Here is a 22,686-nt window from a genome sequence, read left to right as displayed (position 1 = left end):
TCGGACAGCTGTCAAAGCAGCCGCAAACGCACTGGACGGACCCCCACGAACTTGGGTATCCCCTATGTGCGAAATGTCGATAAAACTTGGCGTAAGAAAGGCTTAAACATGGCACCTTTGCGGCCCGGCGATCCTGCTCCGGATTTCGAGCTCGCCCGCGACGGCGGCGGCTCGATTTCATTGTCCGCGCTTCGCGGCAGGCCGGTGGTGTTGTTCTTCTATCCCAAGGACGACACCAAGACCTGCACCGTCGAAGCGATATCGTTTTCCGGTCTCTCAAAGGAATTCACCGCGGCCCGTGTCGCGCTGATCGGCATCTCGCCCGACTCGGTCAAGAGCCATGACCGCTTTGCCAAGAAGCACGACCTCGCTGTCGCGCTCGCGGCGGACGAAGACAAGGCCGTCGTCAACGCCTACGGCGTGTGGGCGGAAAAAAGCATGTATGGCCGGAAGTATATGGGTGTCGAACGGACAACCTATCTGATCGATGCAGCCGGCATCATCAGCCGCGTCTGGGAAAAGGTTAAAGTTGCGGGACACGCCGAGGAAGTTCTCGCCGCGGCGAAAACTCTCCGCACTGCCTGAACTGATGGCTGTGCTGCCGCAATTTACCAGCCTGCGCGGTGCCGCTGTGGAAGCGATCCGTGCAAGCGACCTGACCGTCAAAACGGAACTCGCGCAGGAGGCCGCACGCCGCTGGCAGGCGCGAACGCTCTCCCTGCGCTCGCCGCTCGATCGGCCGGTGCCCGCAAGGCCTGGGCGGCCGGAAAGGCCCATCCTCACGCCGCCGACGCAGGTCAAGCGGCGTTCCCTCGGCTCATTGAAGGGCCGAATCGCCCTCCTTCACGCCATTGCCCATATCGAACTGAATGCCGTCGATCTCGCGCTCGATATCGTCGCGCGCTTCGCCACTGAGCCCGTGCCGCAATCCTTTTTCGATGGATGGATGCAGGTCGCGTTCGAGGAGGCCAAGCATTTTCGCCTGGTGCGGCAGAGGCTCAACGATCTGGACGCGGACTATGGCGACCTGCCCGCCCACGACGGACTGTGGCAGGCGGCCCACGACACGCGCAACGATCTGACCGCCCGGCTGGCCGTCGTGCCGCTCATCCTCGAGGCGCGCGGCTTGGACGTCACTCCGGCGCTGCAGGCGAAGATGCGCGAGACCGGCGATCATCAAAGCGCTGCCGTTCTCGACGTCATCTATGAGGACGAGAAGGGCCACGTCGCGGTCGGCGCGAAATGGTTCCGCTTCCTCTGCGCGAGGCAGAAGAAGGACCCGGCCGCCACGTTCCAGGCACTGGTGCGTGCGAATTTCCGCGGGCCGCTGAAGGCGCCCTTCAACGACGTGGCGCGCGCCGAGGCCGGCCTGACGCCGTCGTTCTACCGATCGATGACGGCCTCCACCAACATCTGACGAAAAACACCAACACTTTATTAACCCTAATAAAGTGTAATCACCCTTGGGGCAAAACGCGAGTTTGGGTCGCATCTGGCGGGGGTGACGGGGTGTCTATTCGTCCGGAAAACCGGGGGTTCGGCAAACGCAGGGAAAGTCACGTTCTGATCCTCGCGAGCGGAGACAGGGTTCGTCACATGACGATCCGGCCCTGGATGGCCGCCGGCGTCACGTCGCTCATCGGCATCTTCGGCATCGGCTATCTCGCCGCGACCACCTATCTCGTGCTGCGCGACGATCTGATCGGTGGCACGATCGCGCGCCAGGCGCGCATGCAGCATGAATACGAGGACCGAATCACGGCGCTTCGCGCGCAGGTCGATCGTGTGACGAGCCGGCAGTTGCTGGACCAGCAGATCGTCGAAGAAAAGGTCGACAAGCTCCTGCAGCAGCAATTGGAGCTCGCCTCTCGCAGCGGCAGGCTCGGCACATTGGCAGAGAACGCCGAACCGCCGACGGGCGGAGACGCGGCAGCACTGCCGGAGGCCGAGCCCCTCGCCTACGGGGATCGCGCCGAGGCGCCAGGCGGGATCAAGGCGATCGAAGAGATCATGGGCATCGCGGCAAAGAAGGCCGTGGTACCAGCACGGGCCTTGGCACTGGGCTATGCGCCGCAAGCGCAGTCGAACGGCCAAGGGGAAACGATCTCGGATCGAACGGATCGCATCTTTTCAAAGGTGACCCTCTCGCTGAAAGACGTCGAACGCGACCAGATGGCCCATGTGCTGCAATTGACGAGCAAGGCACAGACAACCTCCGAAGCGATCCGGACGATCGTCGAGCGTACAGGCGTCGTTCTTCCGGCTCCGAAGGCCGTCGCCAGTTCCACCGCTGCGGCTTCGCCCGATGGAACGGCGGTCGGCGGCCCCTATATCGAGCCGCAGAGCCACGACGACTTCGAGCGGTCGCTCGCCACGCTCGACAGCGCCCTTGTCGGTCTGGGGGAGACCCGCAACGCTGCGCGAAAGCTCCCTCTCGAAAGCCCCGCGCCGGCCAGCGACGTCACCAGCAGTTTCGGAAATCGTCTGGATCCGTTTCTCGGACGATTGGCGCTCCACGCCGGAATCGACTTCCGCGCCGCGACCGGCACACGCATTCGCTCGACCGCAGCGGGAACCGTGACGACCGCCGGGCACGCGGGCGGCTACGGCAACATGATCGAGATCGACCATGGAAACGGCGTCTCGACGCGTTATGCGCACCTCGCCAGTATCCTCGTGCATGTCGGAGATCGGGTCGAAACCGATCAGGTTATCGCCCAATCAGGCAGCACGGGACGGTCGACGGGTCCGCACCTGCACTACGAGGTCCGGCTGAACGGCCTGGCCGTCGATCCGATGCGCTTCCTACGCGCCGGTACAAGGCTCGCCGGCTATCTGAACTAACGCATAAATCGCCGTCGACGCGGTCGGCCGTTGACAAGAAAAGCAAAAGATTCGCATCCATTTACGGTGCGAAGGGTCAACGTGCTGGATTTCTTGACTTTCGGCGCCTTTCGTCTTAAGAGCGCCGCCACAGGATGGTGATTTTCCATCGATCGATCAGTGTTCTATTGAACCGGAACGGAAACAGATTCCCCTTTGACCAATTTTGCTGACCTTGGCCTGAGCCAAAAAGTTCTCTCCGCTGTTACTGACGCGGGCTACACAACGCCGACACCGATCCAAGTAGGCGCCATTCCGCCGGCCCTTCAGCGTCGCGACATCCTCGGCATCGCGCAGACCGGCACGGGCAAGACGGCGTCCTTCGTGCTGCCGATGTTGACGCTCCTGGAAAAGGGCCGCGCGCGTGCACGCATGCCGCGCACCTTGATCCTGGAGCCTACCCGTGAGCTTGCGGCGCAGGTTGCAGAGAACTTCGACAAGTACGGCAAGAATCACAAGCTCAATATTGCGCTCTTGATCGGCGGCGTCTCCTTCGACGAGCAGGACCGCAAGCTCGAGCGCGGCGCCGACGTTCTGATCTGCACGCCCGGCCGCCTGCTCGATCATGTCGAGCGCGGCAAGCTGCTGATGACCGGCGTGGAAATCCTCGTTATCGACGAGGCCGATCGCATGCTCGACATGGGATTCATCCCGGATATCGAGCGGATCGCGAAGCTTATTCCCTTCACCCGGCAGACGCTGTTCTTCTCAGCAACCATGCCGCCGGAAATCCAGAAGCTTGCTGACCGGTTCCTGCAGAACCCTGAGCGGGTGGAAGTCGCCCGCCCTGCCTCGGCGGCAATCACCGTGACGCAGCGCTTCGTCGCCGCGCACGGAAAGGATTACGAAAAGCGCGCCGTGCTGCGGGATCTCATACGCGCTCAGGGCGAACTCAAGAACGCGATCATCTTCTGCAACCGCAAGAAGGACGTCGCCGAGCTCTTCCGCTCGCTCGACCGCCATGGCTTCTCGGTTGGTGCACTGCACGGCGACATGGACCAGCGCTCTCGCATGGCGATGCTGGCCAGCTTCAAGGACGGCAATATCCAGTTGCTCGTTGCTTCGGACGTCGCGGCGCGCGGGCTCGACATTCCGGACGTCAGCCACGTGTTCAATTTCGATGTGCCGATCCACGCGGAAGACTATGTGCACCGCATCGGCCGTACCGGCCGGGCGGGACGCTCCGGCGCCTCCTTCACGATCGTGACGAAACGCGACACGAAGTTCTCCGACGCCATCGAGAAACTGATCGGCCAGAAGGTCGAGTGGATGAACGGAGACCTTTCCGAACTGCCCGAGCCGATGGAAAGCCATGACAGCCGGCGCGAGCGCGGCCGCGACGGCCGCAGGGATCGCAAAAAAGATGTGGAACGCGCTGGCCGGGCGCGCGGCGATCATAAATCCGATACGGCCCGTGTCGATAATGTGACCGAATTCGAACCAGTCGCGGAAAGGGCGGAAGCGGTGAAACCGGAACGTAGTGCCGACAACAGGCAGAGCCATGCGAGCCGCAACGATCGTCCGGGCCGTGCGCAGAACGCCGCCAATGACGACAATCGCGATCGTCGTAACCGCAACCGCCGCGATCATGACGATGGCCCGACGCCTGTCGGCTTCGGCGACGAGATTCCAGCCTTCATGCTGATCGCCGGCAAGGCGTGACAGTCGCTCCATGGCATTCCCCGGCATCGATTTTCCGGGCCTCGGCTGCGGGCTCGCGATTTTGCGGGACGGCAAGATCCTTCTCTGCCGGCGCCTGAAGGCACCGGAGGCCGGCCACTGGAGCATCGTCGGCGGCAAGGTCGACCACATGGAGCGCGCGGAGGATGCCGCACGCCGGGAAGCGGAAGAGGAAAGCGGCCTCTCGATCCGTTCGACGCGGTTTCTCTGCATCAGCGAGCAGATGATCGAGGCCGACCGGCAGCACTGGATCTCGCTGATCTATGCGACGGATGATTTTTCCGGCGAGCCGCGCCTCACCGAACCGGACAAGCTTTCCCACATAGGCTGGTTCGATCTTACCGCCCTGCCCCAGCCACTATCCCGCTTCGCGGCGGATGCCGTGCGCGCGCTTGGGTAAGGCTTGTTCCGCGCACTCACTTCTTCGCCCTGAGCGCGGCTGAATAGGCCAGCTTCACCCAGCGGGCCATCTCGTCCGGATCGTCATAGGCCGAATCAGGAATGCTCCAATAGGGCATTTTCACCGGCTTGCCCTTACCGTCATAGGCCCATTGCCGGGCGCCGGCCTCCTCCAGCTGCAGAGCCGTTTCGGCGTCACCCTTCAGAAGGATCTCCCCGTCGACCTCGACGGCGAGAATGACGCCATCGCAATAGATGCCCTTGCCGCCGAACATGCGGCGAATGCTGATCGGCCCCAATGTCTGAAACATCTCCTCGATCGCGGGATTGTCCATCGCTCACTCCTTCAATGTGCCGCCGGCGGCCAGGACTGCTTCGGGCGTATCGACATCGAGGCGCGCGGCGGCGCCCAGTTCAACATCGATCACCGGAAGACCACAGCTTTCGATTATATCCCTCGCCCCCACATCGCCTACGAGGTGCCGTACCGCCGCGAAGGTGGATCGCGGCAGGATGACCGGATTTCCGCGCTGTCCCTCGGAAACCGCTCGCACGACGGCACTGCCCGATTCACCGTCGAAAGCCGCAATCATCGTTGCGAGATGCTCCGACGTGACACCCGGCATGTCTGCTAGCATCACCAGCATGCCGCCCGCTTCCGCTCCCGCGGCCGACAGACCTGCAATGAGCGACGACGCCATGCCGCTCTCGTAGTCGGGGTTCGAGGCAAACGTCACCGGCAGGCCGGATAGTGCAGCCCGGATCTCGCCCTCGCGGTAGCCGGTGACCACCACGACCTTGCCTTTGCCGCCAGCCAGTGCCGTCACGACGGAGCGGCGAACGAGCGGCACGCCATCAAACTCGGCAAGAAGCTTGTGCCGCCCCGCTGGTCCCATTCGGCTTGCCCGGCCGGCGGCCAGCACGACGATCGCGACCGGACCTGACTGCGGCCGGATTGCTGTTTCCCGCGGCTGCTGCCGCGCCGGGATCTCCTTCAGCAAACCACCGACGCCGAGTCCGGTAATGTCGGCCGGGCTCGGCCACTCGCCGGCGAGCAGCCGGTCGAGGATCCAGTCGAAGCCATTTTCCTTCGGGCTGCGGGCGCAGCCGGGCGCACCGATGACGGGGATTTCGCCCAGGCGGCCAAGAACTAGCAGATTGCCCGGGTCGACGGGCATGCCGACGTGCTCGACGGTCCCGCCGGCGCGCCGGATCGCGGCCGGCACCACATCTTCAGGGTCGGCGACGGCGGAAGCGCCGAAGACGATCAGCAGGTCGTGTGAAGCCTTAAGTTCGGCGATCGCCCCCGCGACGGCCGTCTCGGTGTGAGGGAGACGACGCTCCGTGTCCAAGCTGCTGCCGGATTGAGCGAGCCGCGCCGCCAGCACAGCACGCGTCTTGTCCATTACCTGGCGCTTCAGCGACGGCAATTCGGTTGCGATCAAGGCGGCGCGTCGCGGCACAAAGGGTTTTACTTCAAAGGCGGGGCCGGCGCGAAGCACGGCAACTGCTTGCTCGACGAAATGTCCCGCCACCGCCAGTGGAATGATCTTGATCGTCGCCACCATGTCACCCGCACTGACGGGGACATGGTCGGCAAGACAGGCAAGCGTGATCGCCGGATCAATGCGGTTCACTTGATCGACAATGGTATCATTTGCGACGAAAAGGCCCGGCGCTGTCGCATACACATTGACGCGGCCGGTCGCGGCTGGCGAGAAACGCAGATGGTCCGGGGCGATGGCGGCGGCGATCCGAGTCGCGGCCTCATCTTCCGTGAGATCGTCGAAATCCAGTCGGGCAACGATGACTTCCCGGATATTGGCGTCGTCAAGCATGGCGAGATCATCCGGGCTCAGGCGATGGCCTTTCGCCAGCTTGCCTGCCTCTGTTTTGACGGAGTGCGCCAGAATTGCGCCTTCCGCTTGCGCAAGCGGCACAGGACCAAACCTCATGTTGCGTGCCCCTGTTCTTCGGGATCGCGATGGCGGAGGGCGCCGATGATTTGCGCAAGGACGGCGACGGCGATTTCGGCGGGGCTCGCCGCGCCGATATCAAGGCCGATCGGCGCCCTGATGCGGCCGATTTCCTCTTGCGAGACGCCCGCCGACCGCAATCTCTCGACGCGCGCCGCATGGGTATTGCGGCTGCCGAGCGCGCCGACATAGAAGCAGCCCGCCTCGAGGGCGGCCCGGATCGGATAGTCGTCGATCTTCGGGTCGTGGGTGACGGCGGCCAGGGCCGTATAGCGGTCGAGCGGTCGCGTCGGCAGAACATCTTCCGGCCAATCCGCCAGAAGCTCGATATCCTGGAAGCGCTCCGCCGTCGCGAAGGCGGTGCGCGGGTCTATGATGGTCATATCGAAGCCGGCGACCGGCGCCAGCCGCGCAAGCGCCTGGGAGATATGGACGGCGCCGATGACAACCAAGCGCGGCGGCGGCAGGTAGACGTTGATGAAGGCGGGTTGGTCGTCGAGCGTCGCAAGTTTGGGACGACCCGACCGAAGCGTTTCAGAGATGGCGGCCTCCCATTCGGCCGGGAATGCTTCGCCCTCGATGAAGGCCTGCGCGCGGCCGCTCGAAATATCATTGACGACCACGGCGGGCCGCCGTGCCGACCGCGCCTCGTTCAGCTTCTCAAGAGTGGACAGTTGCATGGTCTCAGCCGTCTATTCGCTCAACATAGACCCGGATCCGGCCGCCGCAGGATAGGCCGACCCGCCATGCCGTTTCGTCGGCGACGCCGAATTCGAGAACCTTCGAGACGCCTGACGCGATCACGTCGGCCGCTTCGCTGACGACGGCGCCTTCGACGCAACCGCCGGACACAGAGCCTTCGAAATTGCCCTCGCCGTCAATGACCAGATGGCTGCCGACTGCGCGGGGCGCGGAGCCCCAGGTCTCGATGACCGTCGCCAATGCCACGGCCCGGCCTTGCCTGTGCCATGCCTCGGCAATCTCCAACGGGTCGAGCATCTTCGCTTCGTTCGTCATATTGTTGGTACTCCCGCTGGTCCCCTCTTAGATCATGATGATCTAGGCGCAGTTCAACCCATCTCATCGCTTCAAGTCGCAGGCCGGAGCGCGGCTCGCCATGGATCAAGGAAGCGCCGTGGGTCGGCGTCGCGCCTCCGCTCGCCGGACAGGGACTTTACCAGTTCTTCGACGGATTCCAGATTGTGCACGGTCCGAAATTCATCGACATGCGGCAGCATTGCCCTGACACCGCGGGCCCGCGCCTCGAAGCCTTCGAAGCGGAGCAGCGGATTGAGCCAGATCAGTCGGCGGCAGGAGCGATGCAGGCGATCCAGCTCGATCTCAAGTTGCACCGTGTCGTCACGCTCGAGGCCGTCGGTCATCAAGAGGACGATAGCGCCCTGCCCCAGGACACGCCGAGACCAACGACGGTTGAACTCGTGCAGCGTTTCGCCGATGCGGGTACCGCCCGACCAGTCCTTGACCGCAGCGACGCATTCGTCGAGCGCCTCGTCGGGATCACGATTGCGCATTTGGCGGGTGACGTTCGTCAGCCGCGTGCCGAAGAGAAAAGTCTCAACGCGGTGGCGCTCTTCTGTCAGTGCATGCAGGAAATGCAGGAACACCCGCGTATACTGCGTCATCGAGCCCGAAATATCCGCAAGCACGACGAGCGGCGGATGCCTGAGACGCGGCTCCCGGAAGCGAGGCTGGATGAACTCGCCGCCGAGCCGCATGGCATCGCGCATGGTCGCGCGCGGATCGATCCGGGCCGGCCGATGGGACGGGCGGAAGCGCCGTGTCTTGACCCGATCGAAGGGCAGGAGCAGCGACGACATCGCCCTACGCGCCTCGGCGATTTCTGCGGCCGTCATCTGCGCAAAATCCGCCTTGCGAAAGAGCTCCCGGCCTGAGGCGGTGAAGCGCGCGTCGATTTCGATCTGCTCCTCCTCACGAGCCTGTCGAGTGTCGTCCCGGCCGCTCAGGAGCGCTTCGCTAAGGCGTGCCTCGCCGGCTCGCCGCCGCCGATCATCTCTTACGCGTGCAGGGGCGACGGGCGACAATAGCGCGATCATCTTGCGGACGAGATCGCGCTTGCGCCAGAACAGGCGGAACGCTTCATCAAAGAGCGGCTGGTCCTCGTGCCTCTTCACCAGCGTGCATTGCAGCGCGGCGTAGAACTCCGGGCGCGATCCGATGCCGATTGCGCCGGCCGCTTCGATGGCGTCCGCAATCGCGCCCGGACCGATCCGCATGCCTGCCCGTCGCAGCGCCCGGGCGAAGAAGACAATGTTGTCGGCAAACTGCCCGCGGTCCGGGCGATGGCTTACTCCCGCGGCATCCGGCGCGCCCGTCATGGTGTCAGCCCTCAGCCGAAAGTTCGCGCTTGACCTCTTCGAGCAACCTGCGCCCTTCAGCGCCCTCTATCCGGGAGATGTCATCCTGATACTTGAGCAGCGTTCCAAGCGTATCGGCGAGGGTCTCCGGATCGAGCGCCAGCGCATCGAGCTCGGTCAGCGCCGTCGCCCAGTCGATCGTCTCCGCGACGCCGGGATTCTTGAAGAGATCGACCGTCCGGAGCTTCTGGACATAAGCGACGATCTCCCGGGAGAGCGTCGCATTGCAGCCCGGCACCTTGCGCCGGATGATCTCCAGCTCCTGTGACGCGCGGGGATAGTCGACCCAATGATAGAGGCAGCGGCGCTTCAAGGCGTCGTGGATTTCGCGCGTCCGGTTGGTGGTGATGATGACGATCGGCGGCTCCTCGGCGCGGATCGTTCCAAGCTCGGGAATGGTCACCTGGAAATCCGAAAGAACCTCGAGGAGGAAAGCCTCGAAGGCCTCGTCGGTGCGGTCGAGCTCGTCGATCAGAAACACCGGTGCGCGGCCGGCATTCGCCGAGATCGCCTGAAGCACCGGACGCCGGATGAGGAAGCGTTCCGAGAAAATGTCGCTTTCCACCCTTTGCCGGTCGACCATGCCTGCGGCCTCCGAAAGGCGGATTTCCAGCATTTGCGCCGGGTAGTTCCATTCATAGACGGCGGAGGCGACGTCGAGTCCTTCATAGCATTGCAGCCGGATCAGCGGTCGATCGAGCGAGCGGGAGAGCACCTTGGCGATTTCGGTCTTGCCGACCCCGGCTTCTCCTTCGAGAAAGAGCGGGCGCTTCATCCTGAGTGCCAGGAAAAGAACGGTGGCGAGAGCGGTTCCGGCGAGATAGTTCTCCGATTCCAGCAGCGCCATCGTCTCGTCGATGGACTGGGGCGTTCTGCCTGTCTCGTGTTTCGCCATGTTCGCTCCTCTGCCGAGGAAAATTATAGCGTGCGGTATCCCCGGTCCACATAAATGAGCGGTGGTGTCTTTTCGCCGATCCGTACGTCGACCACCTCGCCGAAGAGTATCGCGTGGGTAGCCATGATCTTCACTTCGATCAGACGGCAATCGAAGGCGGCGATGGCGTCGGCGAGAATTGGCGCCCCGGTCGCAAGCTGCGTCCAGCGGCCGAGGGCAAATCGGCGCTCCATTTCGAGTTGATCGCGTCCAGAAAAAGCATGGGCCAAGGCGAGATGCTGCCTGCCCAGGACGTTCAGTGCAAAACTGTCGTTGCGGAAGAAGATATCGTTGCGGGGATTTGCCGCATTGAGGCAGGCAAGGATCGTCGGAGGTTCGTCCGATACCGAACAGGAGGCAGTGATGGTAACGCCGCGCCGCTCGTCACTATCCGCTGCGGTGATCAACTGCACGTGATGAGACAGGCGGCTCATCGTATCGCGGTAGCTTATCGGGTCCAGCCGGGTCTTCTCCAACACATCACGCTCCGGATCGGTATCTCGCACATACATAGACTGTCGCAAGGAATATGAAACTAGGCCGACCGAGAATCTTGCCGATCAGCGCATACGCATGACGCAGATCGGGCGATCCCCCGTTCCTACCAGCATCTTTTCCTTTGACGAGTTGAGCCACTTCCTTAAAACAAGACGTGCGATAGCGGGAAAAAACATGCTGAAATCAATTGGTACGACCCTTTTCGTCGCCGCGCTGACGCTGACCTCTCCCGCGCTTGCCGCCGGCCTGAAGATTGCCGTCGTCGCTCCCGCCGACGGACCGTTTGCGGCGCTCGGCAAGCAGATCACTGATGGCGCCGCCTTCCAGGCAGGCGACCGGGGAAGCGAGATCGTTCCCATCGCAGAAAGCTGCGATCCGGCAGGCGGCGAGGCGTTGACGAAGGCGCTGCTGGCCAGCGGTGCCGAGGCGGCGATCGGCTTTCTCTGCACCGAGAGCCTGGAAGCAGCTCTGCCGGCGCTGGCCGTGGCCGGGATACCCGCCATCACGCTTAGCGTGCGCTCGGACATTCTCATCGAGGACGCCCTCAAGAAGAAATGGCCGCTCTTCCGCCTGGCACCGAGCGGCAAGGCCGAGGCCGCGGCGATCACCGATGCGATCGTGACGAACTGGAGGGACAAGCCGCTGGCCCTCATCGACGACGGAACGATTCACAGCCGCGAACTTGTCGAAAGCGTCCGTAACGCCCTTTCGGAGATCGGTATCACCCCTGTCTTCACCGACACCTACCGGCCGGCGCAGGAACAGCAGGTGAGTCTCGTTCGGCGCCTGGCGAAAAGCGGCGCGACGCATGTGTTCACCGGCGGCGACCGCAACGACACGGCCGTCATCGCCCGCGACGCGAAGGCGGAGAATGTTTCGATAACCTTGCTTGGCGGCGATACGCTGAACGCCGCGGATCTGGACGTGCCGCTGGAAAATGGCGTGCTGGCCGTTACCATTCCGGATCCCGCCCGGTCAAGCGAAGCAGCACCGGTCGTCACGGCAATGCGCGCCGCCAGGATTGAACCAGATGGTTACGTTCTCCCCGCCTTTGCAGCCGTGTCGCTTCTCGAGCAGGCGAAGGATCAAGCGGAGAAGGATGACAAGGCTGTTCTGGACGCTCTTTCGAAGGGCCCCTACGCGACCGTCCTCGGGCCGATCGGCTTCAACGGCAGCCATGAACGGGCCGAAAGCCCCTACCGGCTGATGCAATGGCGGGACGGCCGCTTCGTGGACGCGCCCGATGCAGGCAAGGCCGAGTGATGCGGAAGGGACCGACCAATCTGATCACCGACGTCGCGGGGATCCTGGTCGGCAACGCCGAGGATCACCGGCTGAAATCCGGCGTCACGGCCGTACTTTGCGACCCGCCGGCCACCGCCGCGGTTCAGGTCCTGGGCGGCGCACCGGGAACGCGTGAGACCGATCTCCTCGCCCCGCACAATACGGTCCAGACGGTCGACGCAATCGTACTTTCCGGCGGCTCAGCCTTCGGGCTGGACGCGGCCTCGGGCGCTCAGGCTGCATTGCGGCAAATGGGACGCGGCTTTCCCGTCGGCCCGCACCGGATCCCGATCGTTCCGGCGGCAATCCTCTTCGACCTGATGAATGGCGGAGATAAGGATTGGGGGCAATTCTCACCCTATCGCGACCTCGGCTATGACGCGGCACGCGCCGCGGCCGAGACCTTCGCGACCGGCAGTGCCGGCGCCGGAACGGGAGCACTCACGGCCACTTTCAAGGGCGGCCTCGGCTCCGCCTCGACCGTCCTCGCAAATGGCATCACCGTCGGTGCCCTTGTCGCCGTCAACGCGCTCGGCTCGGCAACCATCGGCGACACCCGCCATTTCTGGGCTGCCCCATTTGAACTGGATGGCGAATTCGGTGGGCTCGGTATGCCGTCTCCCTGGCCGCAGGATGCGGCGCAGCCGCGGCTCAAGTTCCGGGAGCGCGAGGCAGTAGCCGCCAACACGACGATTGCCGTCATCGCCACGGATGCGGTCCTCTCGAAGGCCGAGGCGAAACGCGTGGCGATTGCCGCCCATGACGGCTTCTCCCGAGCGCTGTGGCCGTCCCATACACCGCTTGACGGCGACCTCGTTTTCGCGCTCTCGACGGGCGCCACCGGCAAGACGCTGCTTCTGGAGGATTTCATCGACCTCGGCGCCGCCGCGGCGGCGACAATGGCCCGGGCGATCGCGCGGGGCGTCCACGATGCCATACCGGCCGCGAGCGATATCAAACCGGCCTGGTCGGCATTGGCCCTATGACGAAGGCCTGCCTTCGCATGTTGTTCGGCCGGTCGCGGAATGCTATGGGCGCGGGAAAGACCGGAGGCTGTTCATGACCCACCCCATTCGCATTGCCCCATCGATCCTGGCGGCCAACTTCTCCAAACTGGGCCAGGAGGTCCGCGACGTCGTCGATGCCGGCGCCGATTGGATCCACCTCGACGTCATGGACGGGCATTTCGTGCCGAACATCACCTTCGGACCCGACGTCATCAAGTCGCTGCGCCCCTACACGGACGCGACCTTCGATTGCCATCTGATGATCGCGCCGGCCGATCCATTTCTCGAAGCGTTTGCCAAGGCCGGATGCGATACCCTGACTGTCCATGCCGAGGCAGGCCCGCATCTGCATCGTTCCCTGCAGATGGTGAAGGCACTCGGCAAGAAGGCCGGGGTCTCGCTCAACCCCGCGACTCCCGAAAGCGCCCTCGAATACGTCCTCGATACTGTCGATCTCATCCTGGTGATGACGGTCAATCCGGGCTTCGGCGGTCAGAAGTTCATCGCCGCGATGGAAGAGAAGATCCGCCGCATCAAGAAAATGGTCGGCAATCGGCCGATCGAAATCGAGGTGGATGGCGGCATCACGCCCGAGACCGCCGGCATCGTCACAGGGGCCGGCGCCAACGTGCTGGTCGCCGGCTCGGCGATCTTCAAGGGCGACTCCGTCGACGCCTACCGCGCCGCCATCGAGGCGATCCGCACGCCGGCCGAGAAGGGTCGGCGATGAGCTTGCGGGCAGCGATCGCGGCTGCAGTTCTGATTGCTGAGGTGATTGCCGCTCCGCCCGCGATCGCCGGCGACTATGCCAGCCTTCAGCCAATCGGCTTCTCTTCGGACGGCAAGGTCTTCGGCTTCGAGGAATATGGCATACAGGACGGCTCCGGCTTTCCCTATTCGTCTATCTATGTCCTCGACACTCAGACCGACACGTTCCTGCCCGGCGCGCCCGTACGCGCCCGTGTGGAGGAGGATAACGGAGCCCTTCCCCGCGCTCGCCGAGACGCGCACCGGCGCGCGGCGCCGCTGATCGACGCCTACCGCCTTCTCGACACGCCCGGACTACTCGCCGCCTACAATCCAGTGACGGAGCCGGACACGGCGGACCACAGGCTACGCTACGATGCATTCCCAGCCGATCCGCCGTTCCGCAAGACCTACGAGTTGCAGCTTGAAGAAAAGAGCTTGGCAGCCGAGGGCATCTGCAAGGACCTCCTGAAAGACGTCAAAGGCTTCCGCCTCGTCATGACGGAGAAAGCCGGAAAGCCCGTATCCGAGGTGCTGCAGGATGATAGCCGCATTCCGGAAAGCCGCCGCTGCCCGACCGGCTACCGGATCGGCGGGGTGGTGACTCACGTCGATGACGACGGCGTGCAGGTGCATGTCGTCATGGTCCTCGTCAAATCCCTTGGCTTCGAAGGTACGACCGATGGGCGCTGGATCGCGGTGCCGTTCTGGCCCGGGCGATGAACGAGCAGCCGGCCGCCGGGGGGAATGTCGCCGGTCCTGGCAGCCGCTCGAAACGTGGGCGCATCCGTCGTGCCATCCCGCCCTGGCGAGAAACCTTCCTCGGTGCTCCCGCCTGGGCTCTGGCGATGGCATTTTCCGCCTGGTACGCGCTTTGGCTGCGCGAGCATGACGCGACGTTCCACCTCGAAAGCATCCTGCTGCTCTACGCTTTCGGCGGCCTCATCGCCTGGCCGCTTTCGCTTTTCGGTGGCCGCTGCATGGCAGAGGGTCGCGGCATCGAAACGCGCTTTGCTGCCTATCTCCTGAGCCTGATCGCCGGAACCGTCGGACTGACGGGGCTGCTCTTCGCCCTGGATTACCGGCTTTTCTATGCGCAGTGGCATGCGACGACTGGATCCCGCATCTGGTTCTATCAGGCGCTGTTCACGTCGGCCTCAGCGTTCTACCAATTTCTGGTGCTGGGGATCAGGCTATACCTGCCCCTCGGGGCGCTCGCCCTCCTGCTGGCGAGCCTCGGACTTGCTCGGCGGCAATAGCGTTGAGCTTCTGTCCCATCTTTGATAGAGGCACAGCCATCCTCCACTGACGATGAAAGCATAGAGCCCATGATCCCCCGTTACTCCCGGCCGGAAATGGTGGCCATCTGGTCGCCGGAAACGAAGTTCCGCATCTGGTTCGAGATCGAGGCGCATGCCTGCGACGCTCTCGCCGAAATCGGCGTGATCCCGAAGGAAGCGGCCAAGACCATCTGGGAAAAGGGCGGCGCGGCCGAGTTCGATGTGGCGCGCATCGATGAAATTGAAGCCGTCACCAAGCACGACGTAATCGCCTTCCTTACGCATCTTGCCGAATTCGTCGGTCCGGACAGCCGCTTCGTCCACCAGGGAATGACTTCGTCGGACGTGCTCGACACCTGCTTCAACGTGCAGCTCGTCCGTGCCACGGACCTCCTGCTCGCCGACCTCGACAGGCTGCTCGAGGCGCTGAAGCGCCGCGCCTTCGAACACAAGGATACGGTGACGATCGGCCGCTCGCATGGCATTCATGCGGAGCCGACGACCTTCGGCGTCAAGCTGGCGCTTGCCTATGCGGAATTCGACCGCTGCAAGGAGCGCCTGCTCGCCGCCCGTGAAGAGATTGCCACCTGCGCCATCTCCGGTGCCGTCGGCACCTTCGCGAATATCGATCCGCGCGTCGAGGAACATGTCGCAGAGGCGCTCGGCCTGAAGCCCGAGCCGGTCTCCACCCAGGTGATCCCGCGCGACCGCCACGCCATGTACTTCGCTACGCTTGGCGTCATCGCCTCGTCGATCGAGCGGCTTGCAACGGAAATCCGCCACTTGCAGCGCACCGAGGTGCTGGAGGCGGAGGAATATTTCTCGCCCGGCCAGAAGGGCTCCTCGGCCATGCCGCACAAGCGCAATCCGGTGCTGACGGAGAATCTGACCGGCCTTGCCCGCATGGTCCGCGCCTTTGTCGTTCCGGCCATGGAAAACGTGGCGCTCTGGCATGAGCGCGATATCTCGCATTCCTCGGTCGAACGGATGATCGGGCCGGACGCGACGGTGACGCTCGATTTCGCGCTGGCGCGGTTGACCGGGGTTATCGACAAGCTGCTCGTCTACCCGGACAACATGTTGAAGAACATGAACAAGTTCCGCGGACTTGTTCATTCGCAGCGGGTACTTCTCGCCCTTACCCAGGCCGGCGTCTCTCGCGAGGACGCCTATCGGCTCGTCCAGCGGAACGCCATGAAGGTCTGGGAGGAAGGCAAAGACTTCCTGGAGGAACTCTTGGCGGACCAGGAAGTCCGTGCGGCGCTCTCAGAAGAGGACATTCGCGAGAAGTTCGATCTCGGCTATCACACCAAGCATGTCGACACGATTTTCCGCCGGGTTTTCGGGACGGTCTGAACCGCGTCCCACTCAAGAATGCCTCGGATCGGCCCGCATTTGAGCGCTTGCTTCAAATGCGGCCGATTTTATTAGCCCGTCCTTTGGCGCTCTCGTGGAATCTGAACCTCAAACAATGAGGTTCGAGGAAGCCATGGCGTTTAGGGAGAGCGTTCAGCGCGCATCCGCGCGCAACGAGACGAAGATTACCGGCACGGTCACCTGCAAGACCGGCTCGAGCAACGGTGTCGTGAAGGATCTTTCCGACGAAGGTATCTGTTTTCAGCTGCTGTTCGATATAGGAGCCCGAATGGGCCAGGAAGTGACAATCCGCAGCGAGGAGCTCGGCTTCCTCACCGGGATCGTGCGCTGGTCGCGCGGCGACAGGATCGGCATCAAGCTCAAACTGTCATCGAATACGGCTGCGCAGATTTCGTCTTATTACAAATTTTTCCGGTAGCAGACGGCCGGCCAAACGGCCGACCGCCCGCTTTGCGGTCTAACGGATCGGCTGGGCCGGCTCCACCAGTTTTCGATAGAGATGCCAAGTGGCGTGCCCAAAGATCGGCATGATCACCGCCAGGCCGACGAAAACCGGGATCGACCCGATCACCAGGCCCGCGGCAATGATCAACCCCCACAGGGCGACCGGCACCGGATTGGCAAGTGTAGCTCGGACTGAGGTCTCGATTGCCGTAAAGGCGCCGACATCCCTGTCGAGCAGCAGCGGGAAGGTGATGACGCTGATCGACAGCACAATCACCGCGAAGACGAAGCCGACCGCGTTGCCGACGAGGATCAGGTTCCAGCCCTGCTCCGTACCGATAACGCCGTTCCAGAATTCGGCGATGGAGTTCGGCGGGGCTGCGCCGAACATTGTTACGTAGAGCCCCTGGGCGACCAGGAGCCAGACGACGAAAATGACGAACAGCAGGGCCGCCACCGCCAGGATCGACGGAATTGCCGGATTGCGGTGCAGCCGCAGCGCATGCGGCCATGACGCGTCCATGCCGAGTTCGCGGCGCCGGCTGATCTCGTAGAGACCGATGGCCGCGACAGGCCCGATGAGGGCAAAGCCGGATGCGAGCGGATAGAGCAACGGCAGCATGTTCGCCCCCGCGCTCCAAGTCATCAGCACGACGCCGGCAACAGGATAAATGAGACACAGAAAAACATAATGCGACGGCTTCTCGCGGAAATCGTCAAACCCGCGACGCAGCGCATCGAACACATCTGCAATGCCAATCTTTCGTATCTCGGGATGAACGGCGCTTTCGTTCGCCCCCGAGAGGACATGGAAGGTTGTCATGGCTCACACTCCTCAACGAACCAGAGCAGCCATGGATTCGCAGCGGCGGCGAAAAATGGCCGTTGCGAACCGCGACCGCCATCTCGGATTATACAGAAAATGCAACCCTTGTCGCCTCCGCCTTGACTTCGGCTCGTTTCGTCGCCAAATCGCGGCGATCATGAAGGTTTCAGAAGCACATATCCTGATCGTTCCGGGCTATACCAACTCCGGTCCGGACCATTGGCAAAGCCGCTGGGAGCGCAAGCTGTCAACGGCGCGCCGCGTCGTGCAGGCGGAGTGGTCGAAACCTGTGCGCGAGGATTGGGTGGCGCGGATGATCGAAGAGGTCAATGCCGCGACCAAGCCGGTGGTGATCGTCGCCCATTCGCTCGGCATCGCCACCGCCGTTCATGCAATTCCGCATTGCAAGAAGAAGATCGCGGGCGGCTTTCTAGTCGCCCCGCCCGACGTCGCAAACCCGAATGTCCGTCCGAAGCATCTGATGACCTTCGGGCCCTATCCGCGCGACCCGCTGCCGTTTCCATCGCTGGTGATCGCCAGCCGCAACGATCCGTTCGGCTCCTACGAGCAGGCGGGCGACATTGCCAATGCCTGGGGATCGCTGCTCATCGATGCCGGCGAGGCCGGCCACATCAACGCCGAGTCCGGCCACGGGCCCTGGCCGGAAGGTACGATGGTCTTCGCCCAATTTTTGACGCGCCTTCAGGCTTGACCAAGCCGGACGACCGAACCTTTCATGCAGCCGCGGCTGACGCATTCCTGACCGCGATCCGCACCTGGAAATGAGGCGGACTGCCGTCAGCGGGCGCAAGCAGGAATTCACCTTCGACCTCAAAGGCCTTTTCGACCAAACCGCTTCGCGCAAGTGCGACGGCATCGCCGCTGTAGCGAATTTCGCCGCCGGTCATGAGCACGATCCGGTCGGCGATCGCCATCGCGTGGTTGAGATCGTGAATGGAGAGGACGACCGCCACCTTGCGTTCCCGCGCGAGCCGGCAAAGCAGTTCGAGAATCTCGACCTGGTGACCGATGTCGAGGAAGGAAGTCGGCTCATCGAGAAGGAGTATCCGCGCTTCCTGGGCCAGCGCCGCCGCGATCCAGGCACGCTGCCGTTCGCCGCCGGATAGCGCGTCAAGGCGCCGTTCGGCAAGCTCGCCCAACCCCGTCTGCTTCAGTGCCCACGAAACCGCCTGCTGATCTCGCGAGGAGAAGCCGGCGAAGAGGCCGAGATGGGCAAAGCGTCCCTGGCGCGCGAGCTGTTCCACGGTCATGCTCTCGGGTGCCAGCGGCGCCTGCGGCAGGAAGGACAATCTTTTCGCCAGTTCCCGTCTCGTCCACCGGTCTACGGTACGCCCCTCGATCATCGTGCTTCCCGATGAGGGCCGGTTTAGGCCGGCAAGGGCATGGAGCGCCGTGCTCTTGCCGGAACCGTTCGGGCCGATGAGCGCGATGATCTCGCCGGGAGCGACATCGATGGAAAAGTCGCTGAGCACGGTCAGTTCGCCATATCGAACCGAGATCTTTCTTGCGGACAGGAGCATCGGAGTCCTCACTGGTGGCGTCGCAACAGGATAAGGAGAATGGGGGCACCGGCGAAGGCGGTGACGACGCCGATCGGAATTTCCTCCGGGCCACCGATCAGGCGCCCGGCAAGGTCGGCGGCCGTTACCAGCGACGCACCGATAAGGGCGGCGAGCGGCAGGACGAGATGGAAATGCCGGCCCGCAACGAAGCGCGCCAGGTGCGGCACCACGAGCCCGACGAAGATCAGCGGGCCGACCGCGCCGACGGCACTTGCCGCCAGCATGCTGGAGATCGCCAATACGAGGCTGAACCACAGGCGGTAAGAGAGGCCGAAGGAGCGGGCGGCATCCTCCTCGAACCGTAACATTGCCAGGGGTCGGACTACGAATGGGAGCGCCAGGAATCCGGCGATCGTGAATGGCAGGAGAAACAATACATGCTCCCAGCCCCGGGCATAGAGACTGCCCGCAAGCCATTGCATGACGATCTCGATCCGGGCGCTGCCCCATCCAACGACGATCCCCATGGCGATCGCATGCAGGAAGGCTCCGATCGCAATGCCGCATAGCGTCAGCCGCAAAGCGCTCAAGCCCTTGCCGAGCGCCAGGACATAGATCAGCGCGCCGCCGAAGAGCCCGCCTCCGCATCCCACAAGTGGCAACCAGCCGACAGGCAAAGCATAAAGCGTGTTGGAATCCGAGTTCAGACGGTAAACGGCGAAGAACAGGAAGACCGTCACGGCGAGGGTCGCACCCTGTGAGATTCCCATGATCGTCGGGTCTGCAAGCGGGTTGCGGGTGATCGATTGCAGCAACACGCCGGCAACGGCGAAATGCATGCCCGCGAGTATCCCGGTTGCGATCCTCGGTATGCGGATCGTTGCGATGATGAGGTTGCCCTGGTCAGATCCATGGCCGGTCAGTACCGCCATGATCTCCGCCGCGGGCAGGTCCACGACACCAAAGAAGACCGAAAGAAGGATGAGGCCGATTGCTCCGAGGGTCAGGCCGGCGACCTGCTGGCGGGTGAAAGGCCTTGCAGCGGAGGCGGTAGCAAGGGTCATGCGAGCGCTCCCCTGCCCATGAAGATCTCACGGCGCTGCGCCAAATAGATGAAAATCGGACCGCCGATCATCGCAGTGAATATGCTGACCGGGATCTCACGCGGGGCCGCGACCGAGCGTGCCAGCACATCGGCCGTCAGGAGCAAGCCGCCGCCAATCGCAAGGTTGAGCATGAGCGACCAGAAGCTATCCCTTGGACGCAGGAGCCTCACGAGGTGCGGCGCCGCCAGCCCGACAAAGGCGACAGGTCCCGCAACCGGGGTGACCCCGGCCACAAGGCCGATCGCTGCGAGCAACAGGAGTGGCTTCCAGACGGAGAGATTGACGCCCATGCCTGCGGCGACCTCGTCTCCGAGCGCCAACACGCCAATCACCCGGTGACTGGCGACCACCACCGCCAGGCCGGAAACTATCCAGGGCAGCATGTACATGATCTGCGGCCAGGACCTGCCCTGGAAACCTCCCGACAACCAGAACAGCACGGAGGGCGATTGCGGACCGCCCCTGAGGAGCACGTAGGTCGTGATCGCGTTGAGGAACAAGGCGACCGTAATGCCGCCGAGCGCGGTGTGGAGGGCCGAGGCCCGACCGCCGCGCGCAACCCAGATCGTCATGGAGGCTGCCGCTAGCCCGCCGGCCATGCCGATCCCGGGGTAATAGAACGACGATATGGCCGGGAAGAAGACGAAGGTGCTGACGATCGCCGCTACGGCGCCGGACGAAACACCGGTCAGGTCGGGTGCAGCCAACGGGTTCCTGGTGAGCGACTGCAGAAGAAACCCGGAAACCGCCAGCGCGCCGCCGGCGAGAAAGGCGGCAATGCTGCGCGGCATGCGGAGGGTCCAGACGATGATGCCATCAGTTCCCTGGTTGGGAGAGGCGAGTGCCGTCAAAGCCTCTGCCAGCGTCATCGGCTTTGCGCCGATCACCAGGCCAGCCACCGCGACAGCAAAGGCAGTTGCCGAGATGATCATAGTCAAGAAGGCTGAGCGGGAAGAGAGGCTCATCGCGCCGGCTCCGCAACAGCAGCAGGAGCGGCGCCCCGTTCGAACAGCAGCACCATGCCCGTGGCTGCCGCGGCCAGTCCCGCACCCATGCCGATCCAGACGCCGAGCACGCCCGGGTAGAGGTGGAAGCCCACCAGCCATGCAGTCGGGGCTCCAACGATCCAGTAGCTACCGATCGTGATCCAGAACCCCTGCCCGGCGCGGCCGATGCCCCGCACTGCGCCGATGCCGATGTTCTGCAGGAAATCGAAGATCTGAAAAAGCGCCGCTGCGAAAAGAAGCCCGGTTGCGATTTCATGCAGACCAGCGTCCCCGTCCGGCTTTATGGAAAAAAGAGCCAATACCTCGGATGGGAAAAGCATCAACAGGGCCGAAAAGGCCGAAACTACCGCAAGTCCAAGACAGAGGCCGCTGCGGCCAGCTCCGAGCGCGCCCGCGCCGTCGCGCGCACCGATCGCCTCACTGACGCCGACGGATGTGGCGTGCGAAAGGCCGATCGACAGCATGAATACGACATAGATGATCTGGTTGACGGCCGCATGCGCCGCGAGCGCGGCCGCCCCGTAGGTTCCTGCCATGAGGGCGATCAGCGTGGTGAATCCCGCCTCGGAGGCATAGGAGCCCGCGGTTGGCACGCCGATCTTCAAAGTGCGCCTCAAGGCCGATCCGATCTCCACTGCGGATTTTTCCCGGATGAAACGCGTCGTACCGTGGGTGACCGACGCGATCGCGACGAACTGCAACAGATAGGAAATCGAGCTCGACGCGGCGACACCAGGAACACCGAGCGCGGGCAAGCCGAATGCTCCGAACAGGAAGCCGTAGTCAAACACGGCGTTCACTACAACCGTGCCGAGGGTGATCAGAAGCAGCAGATTGGCGCGCCGTCCGCCGACGACGACGCCACGGTAAGCGTAGAACCAGAACAAGGGGAACAGCCCCGGCGCAGCGAAGAGAAGATAGCGCGCCGCAAATTCCGAAACGTGCTCGTCCTGCCCGAACCAGGGAAGAAGAAGAAAGCCGCCGAAAGCCAGAACCAACGCACCTATGGCGGCGGCACCCGTCGCGATGGCAAGCCCCGCGAGAAGATGTGCTCGGAAGATGCCAGCGCGGCTGTTCTCCGCGACAAGGTTGGACGTGCCGACGACGAGGCCGAAGCCCATCGTTCGCAGCAGATTGAACAGAGTGAAGCCGAGCGCGCCGGCCGCCAGCGCCGTGCCGCCCACGCAGCCCAGCATGATCATGTCCGTGGTGGAAATGGCGACCTGCGCCAGCTGCACGGCGGACAATGGCATGGCGAGCGCGCCGATGCGGCGCGCCTGGGCGAATGTGGGATAAGAAAGCGACACGGCAGGCATATC

General features: G+C 63.5%; 25 protein-coding genes. 13 read left to right on the top strand and 12 right to left on the bottom strand.

Annotation, left to right across the window (positions count from 1 at the left end):
• Nucleotides 1-108 precede the first annotated feature (108 nt).
• The 5 genes from SS05631_RS07565 (at nucleotide 109) to SS05631_RS07545 (ending at nucleotide 4,963) form a co-directional block, all read left to right on the top strand.
• On the top strand, nucleotides 109-585 hold the full coding sequence (locus tag SS05631_RS07565) for a peroxiredoxin (protein WP_037422104.1): 477 nt from the start codon (nucleotides 109-111) through the stop codon (nucleotides 583-585).
• A 4-nt stretch (nucleotides 586-589) separates the two neighbouring features.
• Nucleotides 590-1,417: a ferritin-like domain-containing protein gene (locus tag SS05631_RS07560; RefSeq protein WP_037422101.1), complete on the top strand. Its 828-nt coding sequence runs from the start codon at nucleotides 590-592 to the stop codon at nucleotides 1,415-1,417.
• A 179-nt stretch (nucleotides 1,418-1,596) separates the two neighbouring features.
• Nucleotides 1,597-2,844 (top strand): M23 family metallopeptidase, encoded by a 1,248-nt coding sequence (locus SS05631_RS07555; protein ID WP_244412231.1) that lies wholly within the window; start codon nucleotides 1,597-1,599, stop codon nucleotides 2,842-2,844.
• A 195-nt stretch (nucleotides 2,845-3,039) separates the two neighbouring features.
• Nucleotides 3,040-4,545 carry a DEAD/DEAH box helicase gene (locus SS05631_RS07550; RefSeq protein ID WP_037422097.1) on the top strand — a complete coding sequence of 502 codons (1,506 nt, stop codon included), beginning with the start codon at nucleotides 3,040-3,042 and terminating at the stop codon, nucleotides 4,543-4,545.
• 10 nt (nucleotides 4,546-4,555) lie between these two features.
• Nucleotides 4,556-4,963: an NUDIX domain-containing protein gene (locus SS05631_RS07545; RefSeq protein WP_037422094.1), complete on the top strand. Its 408-nt coding sequence runs from the start codon at nucleotides 4,556-4,558 to the stop codon at nucleotides 4,961-4,963.
• 16 nt (nucleotides 4,964-4,979) lie between these two features.
• Here SS05631_RS07545 and SS05631_RS07540 read toward each other — a convergent pair whose 3' ends face one another.
• From SS05631_RS07540 to SS05631_RS07510, 7 genes are all read right to left on the bottom strand, one after another.
• Complete coding sequence (locus tag SS05631_RS07540) at nucleotides 4,980-5,297, bottom strand: TfoX/Sxy family protein (protein WP_037422091.1); 318 nt, start codon at nucleotides 5,295-5,297, stop codon at nucleotides 4,980-4,982.
• Nucleotides 5,298-5,300: 3 nt separating this feature from the next.
• Complete coding sequence (locus tag SS05631_RS07535) at nucleotides 5,301-6,917, bottom strand: molybdopterin-binding/glycosyltransferase family 2 protein (protein ID WP_037422088.1); 1,617 nt, start codon at nucleotides 6,915-6,917, stop codon at nucleotides 5,301-5,303.
• Nucleotides 6,914-7,618 (bottom strand): XdhC family protein, encoded by a 705-nt coding sequence (locus SS05631_RS07530; RefSeq protein WP_037422083.1) that lies wholly within the window; start codon nucleotides 7,616-7,618, stop codon nucleotides 6,914-6,916. The genes SS05631_RS07535 and SS05631_RS07530 overlap by 4 nt, the downstream gene beginning before the upstream one ends.
• A gap of 4 nt (nucleotides 7,619-7,622) precedes the next feature.
• Nucleotides 7,623-7,955 carry an XdhC family protein gene (locus SS05631_RS07525; protein ID WP_037422080.1) on the bottom strand — a complete coding sequence of 111 codons (333 nt, stop codon included), beginning with the start codon at nucleotides 7,953-7,955 and terminating at the stop codon, nucleotides 7,623-7,625.
• 71 nt (nucleotides 7,956-8,026) lie between these two features.
• Nucleotides 8,027-9,295, bottom strand: coding sequence for a VWA domain-containing protein (locus tag SS05631_RS07520; protein WP_037422077.1), 1,269 nt, complete (start codon nucleotides 9,293-9,295; stop codon nucleotides 8,027-8,029).
• A 4-nt stretch (nucleotides 9,296-9,299) separates the two neighbouring features.
• Complete coding sequence (locus SS05631_RS07515; protein WP_037422075.1) at nucleotides 9,300-10,229, bottom strand: MoxR family ATPase; 930 nt, start codon at nucleotides 10,227-10,229, stop codon at nucleotides 9,300-9,302.
• A gap of 23 nt (nucleotides 10,230-10,252) precedes the next feature.
• Nucleotides 10,253-10,780 carry a flavin reductase family protein gene (locus SS05631_RS07510; RefSeq protein WP_037422072.1) on the bottom strand — a complete coding sequence of 176 codons (528 nt, stop codon included), beginning with the start codon at nucleotides 10,778-10,780 and terminating at the stop codon, nucleotides 10,253-10,255.
• A 160-nt stretch (nucleotides 10,781-10,940) separates the two neighbouring features.
• On the opposite strand from SS05631_RS07510, the gene SS05631_RS07505 reads away from it, so the two are divergent.
• The 7 genes from SS05631_RS07505 to SS05631_RS07475 all read left to right on the top strand — a co-directional run bounded on the left by SS05631_RS07505 (nucleotide 10,941) and on the right by SS05631_RS07475 (nucleotide 16,879).
• On the top strand, nucleotides 10,941-12,029 hold the full coding sequence (locus SS05631_RS07505) for a branched-chain amino acid ABC transporter substrate-binding protein (RefSeq protein WP_037422069.1): 1,089 nt from the start codon (nucleotides 10,941-10,943) through the stop codon (nucleotides 12,027-12,029).
• Nucleotides 12,026-13,036, top strand: a complete 1,011-nt coding sequence (locus tag SS05631_RS07500) for a P1 family peptidase (protein WP_037422065.1) — start codon at nucleotides 12,026-12,028, stop codon at nucleotides 13,034-13,036. The genes SS05631_RS07505 and SS05631_RS07500 overlap by 4 nt, the downstream gene beginning before the upstream one ends.
• Before the next feature lie 73 nt (nucleotides 13,037-13,109).
• Nucleotides 13,110-13,787 carry a ribulose-phosphate 3-epimerase gene (gene rpe, locus SS05631_RS07495; RefSeq protein WP_037422062.1) on the top strand — a complete coding sequence of 226 codons (678 nt, stop codon included), beginning with the start codon at nucleotides 13,110-13,112 and terminating at the stop codon, nucleotides 13,785-13,787.
• Nucleotides 13,784-14,527: a DUF2259 domain-containing protein gene (locus SS05631_RS07490; RefSeq protein WP_037422059.1), complete on the top strand. Its 744-nt coding sequence runs from the start codon at nucleotides 13,784-13,786 to the stop codon at nucleotides 14,525-14,527. Before rpe ends, SS05631_RS07490 begins: the two co-directional genes overlap by 4 nt.
• Nucleotides 14,524-15,063 carry a hypothetical protein gene (locus SS05631_RS07485; protein WP_050988305.1) on the top strand — a complete coding sequence of 180 codons (540 nt, stop codon included), beginning with the start codon at nucleotides 14,524-14,526 and terminating at the stop codon, nucleotides 15,061-15,063. The genes SS05631_RS07490 and SS05631_RS07485 overlap by 4 nt, the downstream gene beginning before the upstream one ends.
• 69 nt (nucleotides 15,064-15,132) lie before the next feature.
• Entirely contained in the window at nucleotides 15,133-16,440 is a 1,308-nt protein-coding gene (gene purB / locus SS05631_RS07480) for an adenylosuccinate lyase (RefSeq protein WP_037422058.1), read from the top strand.
• A gap of 133 nt (nucleotides 16,441-16,573) precedes the next feature.
• Entirely contained in the window at nucleotides 16,574-16,879 is a 306-nt protein-coding gene (locus SS05631_RS07475; protein ID WP_037422275.1) for a PilZ domain-containing protein, read from the top strand.
• A 39-nt stretch (nucleotides 16,880-16,918) separates the two neighbouring features.
• Here the strand turns inward: SS05631_RS07475 and SS05631_RS07470 are convergent, their stop codons facing one another.
• A complete protein-coding gene (locus SS05631_RS07470; RefSeq protein WP_037422056.1) occupies nucleotides 16,919-17,728 on the bottom strand; it encodes a DUF2189 domain-containing protein in 810 nt (269 codons plus the stop codon).
• Between the two features lie 160 nt (nucleotides 17,729-17,888).
• On the opposite strand from SS05631_RS07470, the gene SS05631_RS07465 reads away from it, so the two are divergent.
• Complete coding sequence (locus SS05631_RS07465; protein ID WP_037422273.1) at nucleotides 17,889-18,443, top strand: alpha/beta hydrolase; 555 nt, start codon at nucleotides 17,889-17,891, stop codon at nucleotides 18,441-18,443.
• A 22-nt stretch (nucleotides 18,444-18,465) separates the two neighbouring features.
• Here SS05631_RS07465 and SS05631_RS07460 read toward each other — a convergent pair whose 3' ends face one another.
• Genes SS05631_RS07460 through SS05631_RS07445 form a run of 4 tightly spaced genes read right to left on the bottom strand, consistent with a single transcriptional unit; the run spans nucleotide 18,466 to nucleotide 22,683 of the window.
• A complete protein-coding gene (locus SS05631_RS07460; protein ID WP_037422054.1) occupies nucleotides 18,466-19,272 on the bottom strand; it encodes an ABC transporter ATP-binding protein in 807 nt (268 codons plus the stop codon).
• Nucleotides 19,273-19,280: 8 nt separating this feature from the next.
• The gene (locus SS05631_RS07455; protein ID WP_037422052.1) at nucleotides 19,281-20,318 is read right to left on the bottom strand and encodes an iron ABC transporter permease; all 1,038 of its coding nucleotides are present in this window, start codon (nucleotides 20,316-20,318) and stop codon (nucleotides 19,281-19,283) included.
• On the bottom strand, nucleotides 20,315-21,325 hold the full coding sequence (locus SS05631_RS07450) for an iron ABC transporter permease (RefSeq protein WP_037422048.1): 1,011 nt from the start codon (nucleotides 21,323-21,325) through the stop codon (nucleotides 20,315-20,317). The genes SS05631_RS07455 and SS05631_RS07450 overlap by 4 nt, the downstream gene beginning before the upstream one ends.
• Nucleotides 21,322-22,683 carry an MATE family efflux transporter gene (locus SS05631_RS07445; protein WP_037422045.1) on the bottom strand — a complete coding sequence of 454 codons (1,362 nt, stop codon included), beginning with the start codon at nucleotides 22,681-22,683 and terminating at the stop codon, nucleotides 21,322-21,324. Before SS05631_RS07445 ends, SS05631_RS07450 begins: the two co-directional genes overlap by 4 nt.
• Nucleotides 22,684-22,686: the final 3 nt, after the last annotated feature.

The organism is Sinorhizobium sp. CCBAU 05631 (assembly GCF_002288505.1).
GTDB lineage: Bacteria > Pseudomonadota > Alphaproteobacteria > Rhizobiales > Rhizobiaceae > Sinorhizobium > Sinorhizobium fredii_C.
Note: the sequence above shows the minus strand (reverse complement) of the source record. Positions and strands in the feature narration are given on the sequence as shown.

Coding starts and splice junctions, on each gene's coding strand:
- SS05631_RS07520 (WP_037422077.1), bottom strand. CDS start 9,295: ATGACGGGCGCGCCGGATGCCGCGGGAGTAAGCCATCGCCCGGACCGC.
- purB (WP_037422058.1), top strand. CDS start 15,133: ATGATCCCCCGTTACTCCCGGCCGGAAATGGTGGCCATCTGGTCGCCG.
- SS05631_RS07540 (WP_037422091.1), bottom strand. CDS start 5,297: ATGGACAATCCCGCGATCGAGGAGATGTTTCAGACATTGGGGCCGATC.
- SS05631_RS07505 (WP_037422069.1), top strand. CDS start 10,941: ATGCTGAAATCAATTGGTACGACCCTTTTCGTCGCCGCGCTGACGCTG.
- SS05631_RS07465 (WP_037422273.1), top strand. CDS start 17,889: ATGAAGGTTTCAGAAGCACATATCCTGATCGTTCCGGGCTATACCAAC.
- SS05631_RS07485 (WP_050988305.1), top strand. CDS start 14,524: ATGAACGAGCAGCCGGCCGCCGGGGGGAATGTCGCCGGTCCTGGCAGC.
- SS05631_RS07475 (WP_037422275.1), top strand. CDS start 16,574: ATGGCGTTTAGGGAGAGCGTTCAGCGCGCATCCGCGCGCAACGAGACG.
- SS05631_RS07560 (WP_037422101.1), top strand. CDS start 590: ATGGCTGTGCTGCCGCAATTTACCAGCCTGCGCGGTGCCGCTGTGGAA.
- SS05631_RS07450 (WP_037422048.1), bottom strand. CDS start 21,325: ATGAGCCTCTCTTCCCGCTCAGCCTTCTTGACTATGATCATCTCGGCA.
- SS05631_RS07565 (WP_037422104.1), top strand. CDS start 109: ATGGCACCTTTGCGGCCCGGCGATCCTGCTCCGGATTTCGAGCTCGCC.
- rpe (WP_037422062.1), top strand. CDS start 13,110: ATGACCCACCCCATTCGCATTGCCCCATCGATCCTGGCGGCCAACTTC.
- SS05631_RS07535 (WP_037422088.1), bottom strand. CDS start 6,917: ATGAGGTTTGGTCCTGTGCCGCTTGCGCAAGCGGAAGGCGCAATTCTG.
- SS05631_RS07545 (WP_037422094.1), top strand. CDS start 4,556: ATGGCATTCCCCGGCATCGATTTTCCGGGCCTCGGCTGCGGGCTCGCG.
- SS05631_RS07530 (WP_037422083.1), bottom strand. CDS start 7,618: ATGCAACTGTCCACTCTTGAGAAGCTGAACGAGGCGCGGTCGGCACGG.
- SS05631_RS07460 (WP_037422054.1), bottom strand. CDS start 19,272: ATGCTCCTGTCCGCAAGAAAGATCTCGGTTCGATATGGCGAACTGACC.
- SS05631_RS07515 (WP_037422075.1), bottom strand. CDS start 10,229: ATGGCGAAACACGAGACAGGCAGAACGCCCCAGTCCATCGACGAGACG.
- SS05631_RS07525 (WP_037422080.1), bottom strand. CDS start 7,955: ATGACGAACGAAGCGAAGATGCTCGACCCGTTGGAGATTGCCGAGGCA.
- SS05631_RS07470 (WP_037422056.1), bottom strand. CDS start 17,728: ATGACAACCTTCCATGTCCTCTCGGGGGCGAACGAAAGCGCCGTTCAT.
- SS05631_RS07455 (WP_037422052.1), bottom strand. CDS start 20,318: ATGACCCTTGCTACCGCCTCCGCTGCAAGGCCTTTCACCCGCCAGCAG.
- SS05631_RS07555 (WP_244412231.1), top strand. CDS start 1,597: ATGACGATCCGGCCCTGGATGGCCGCCGGCGTCACGTCGCTCATCGGC.
- SS05631_RS07445 (WP_037422045.1), bottom strand. CDS start 22,683: ATGCCTGCCGTGTCGCTTTCTTATCCCACATTCGCCCAGGCGCGCCGC.
- SS05631_RS07510 (WP_037422072.1), bottom strand. CDS start 10,780: ATGTATGTGCGAGATACCGATCCGGAGCGTGATGTGTTGGAGAAGACC.
- SS05631_RS07490 (WP_037422059.1), top strand. CDS start 13,784: ATGAGCTTGCGGGCAGCGATCGCGGCTGCAGTTCTGATTGCTGAGGTG.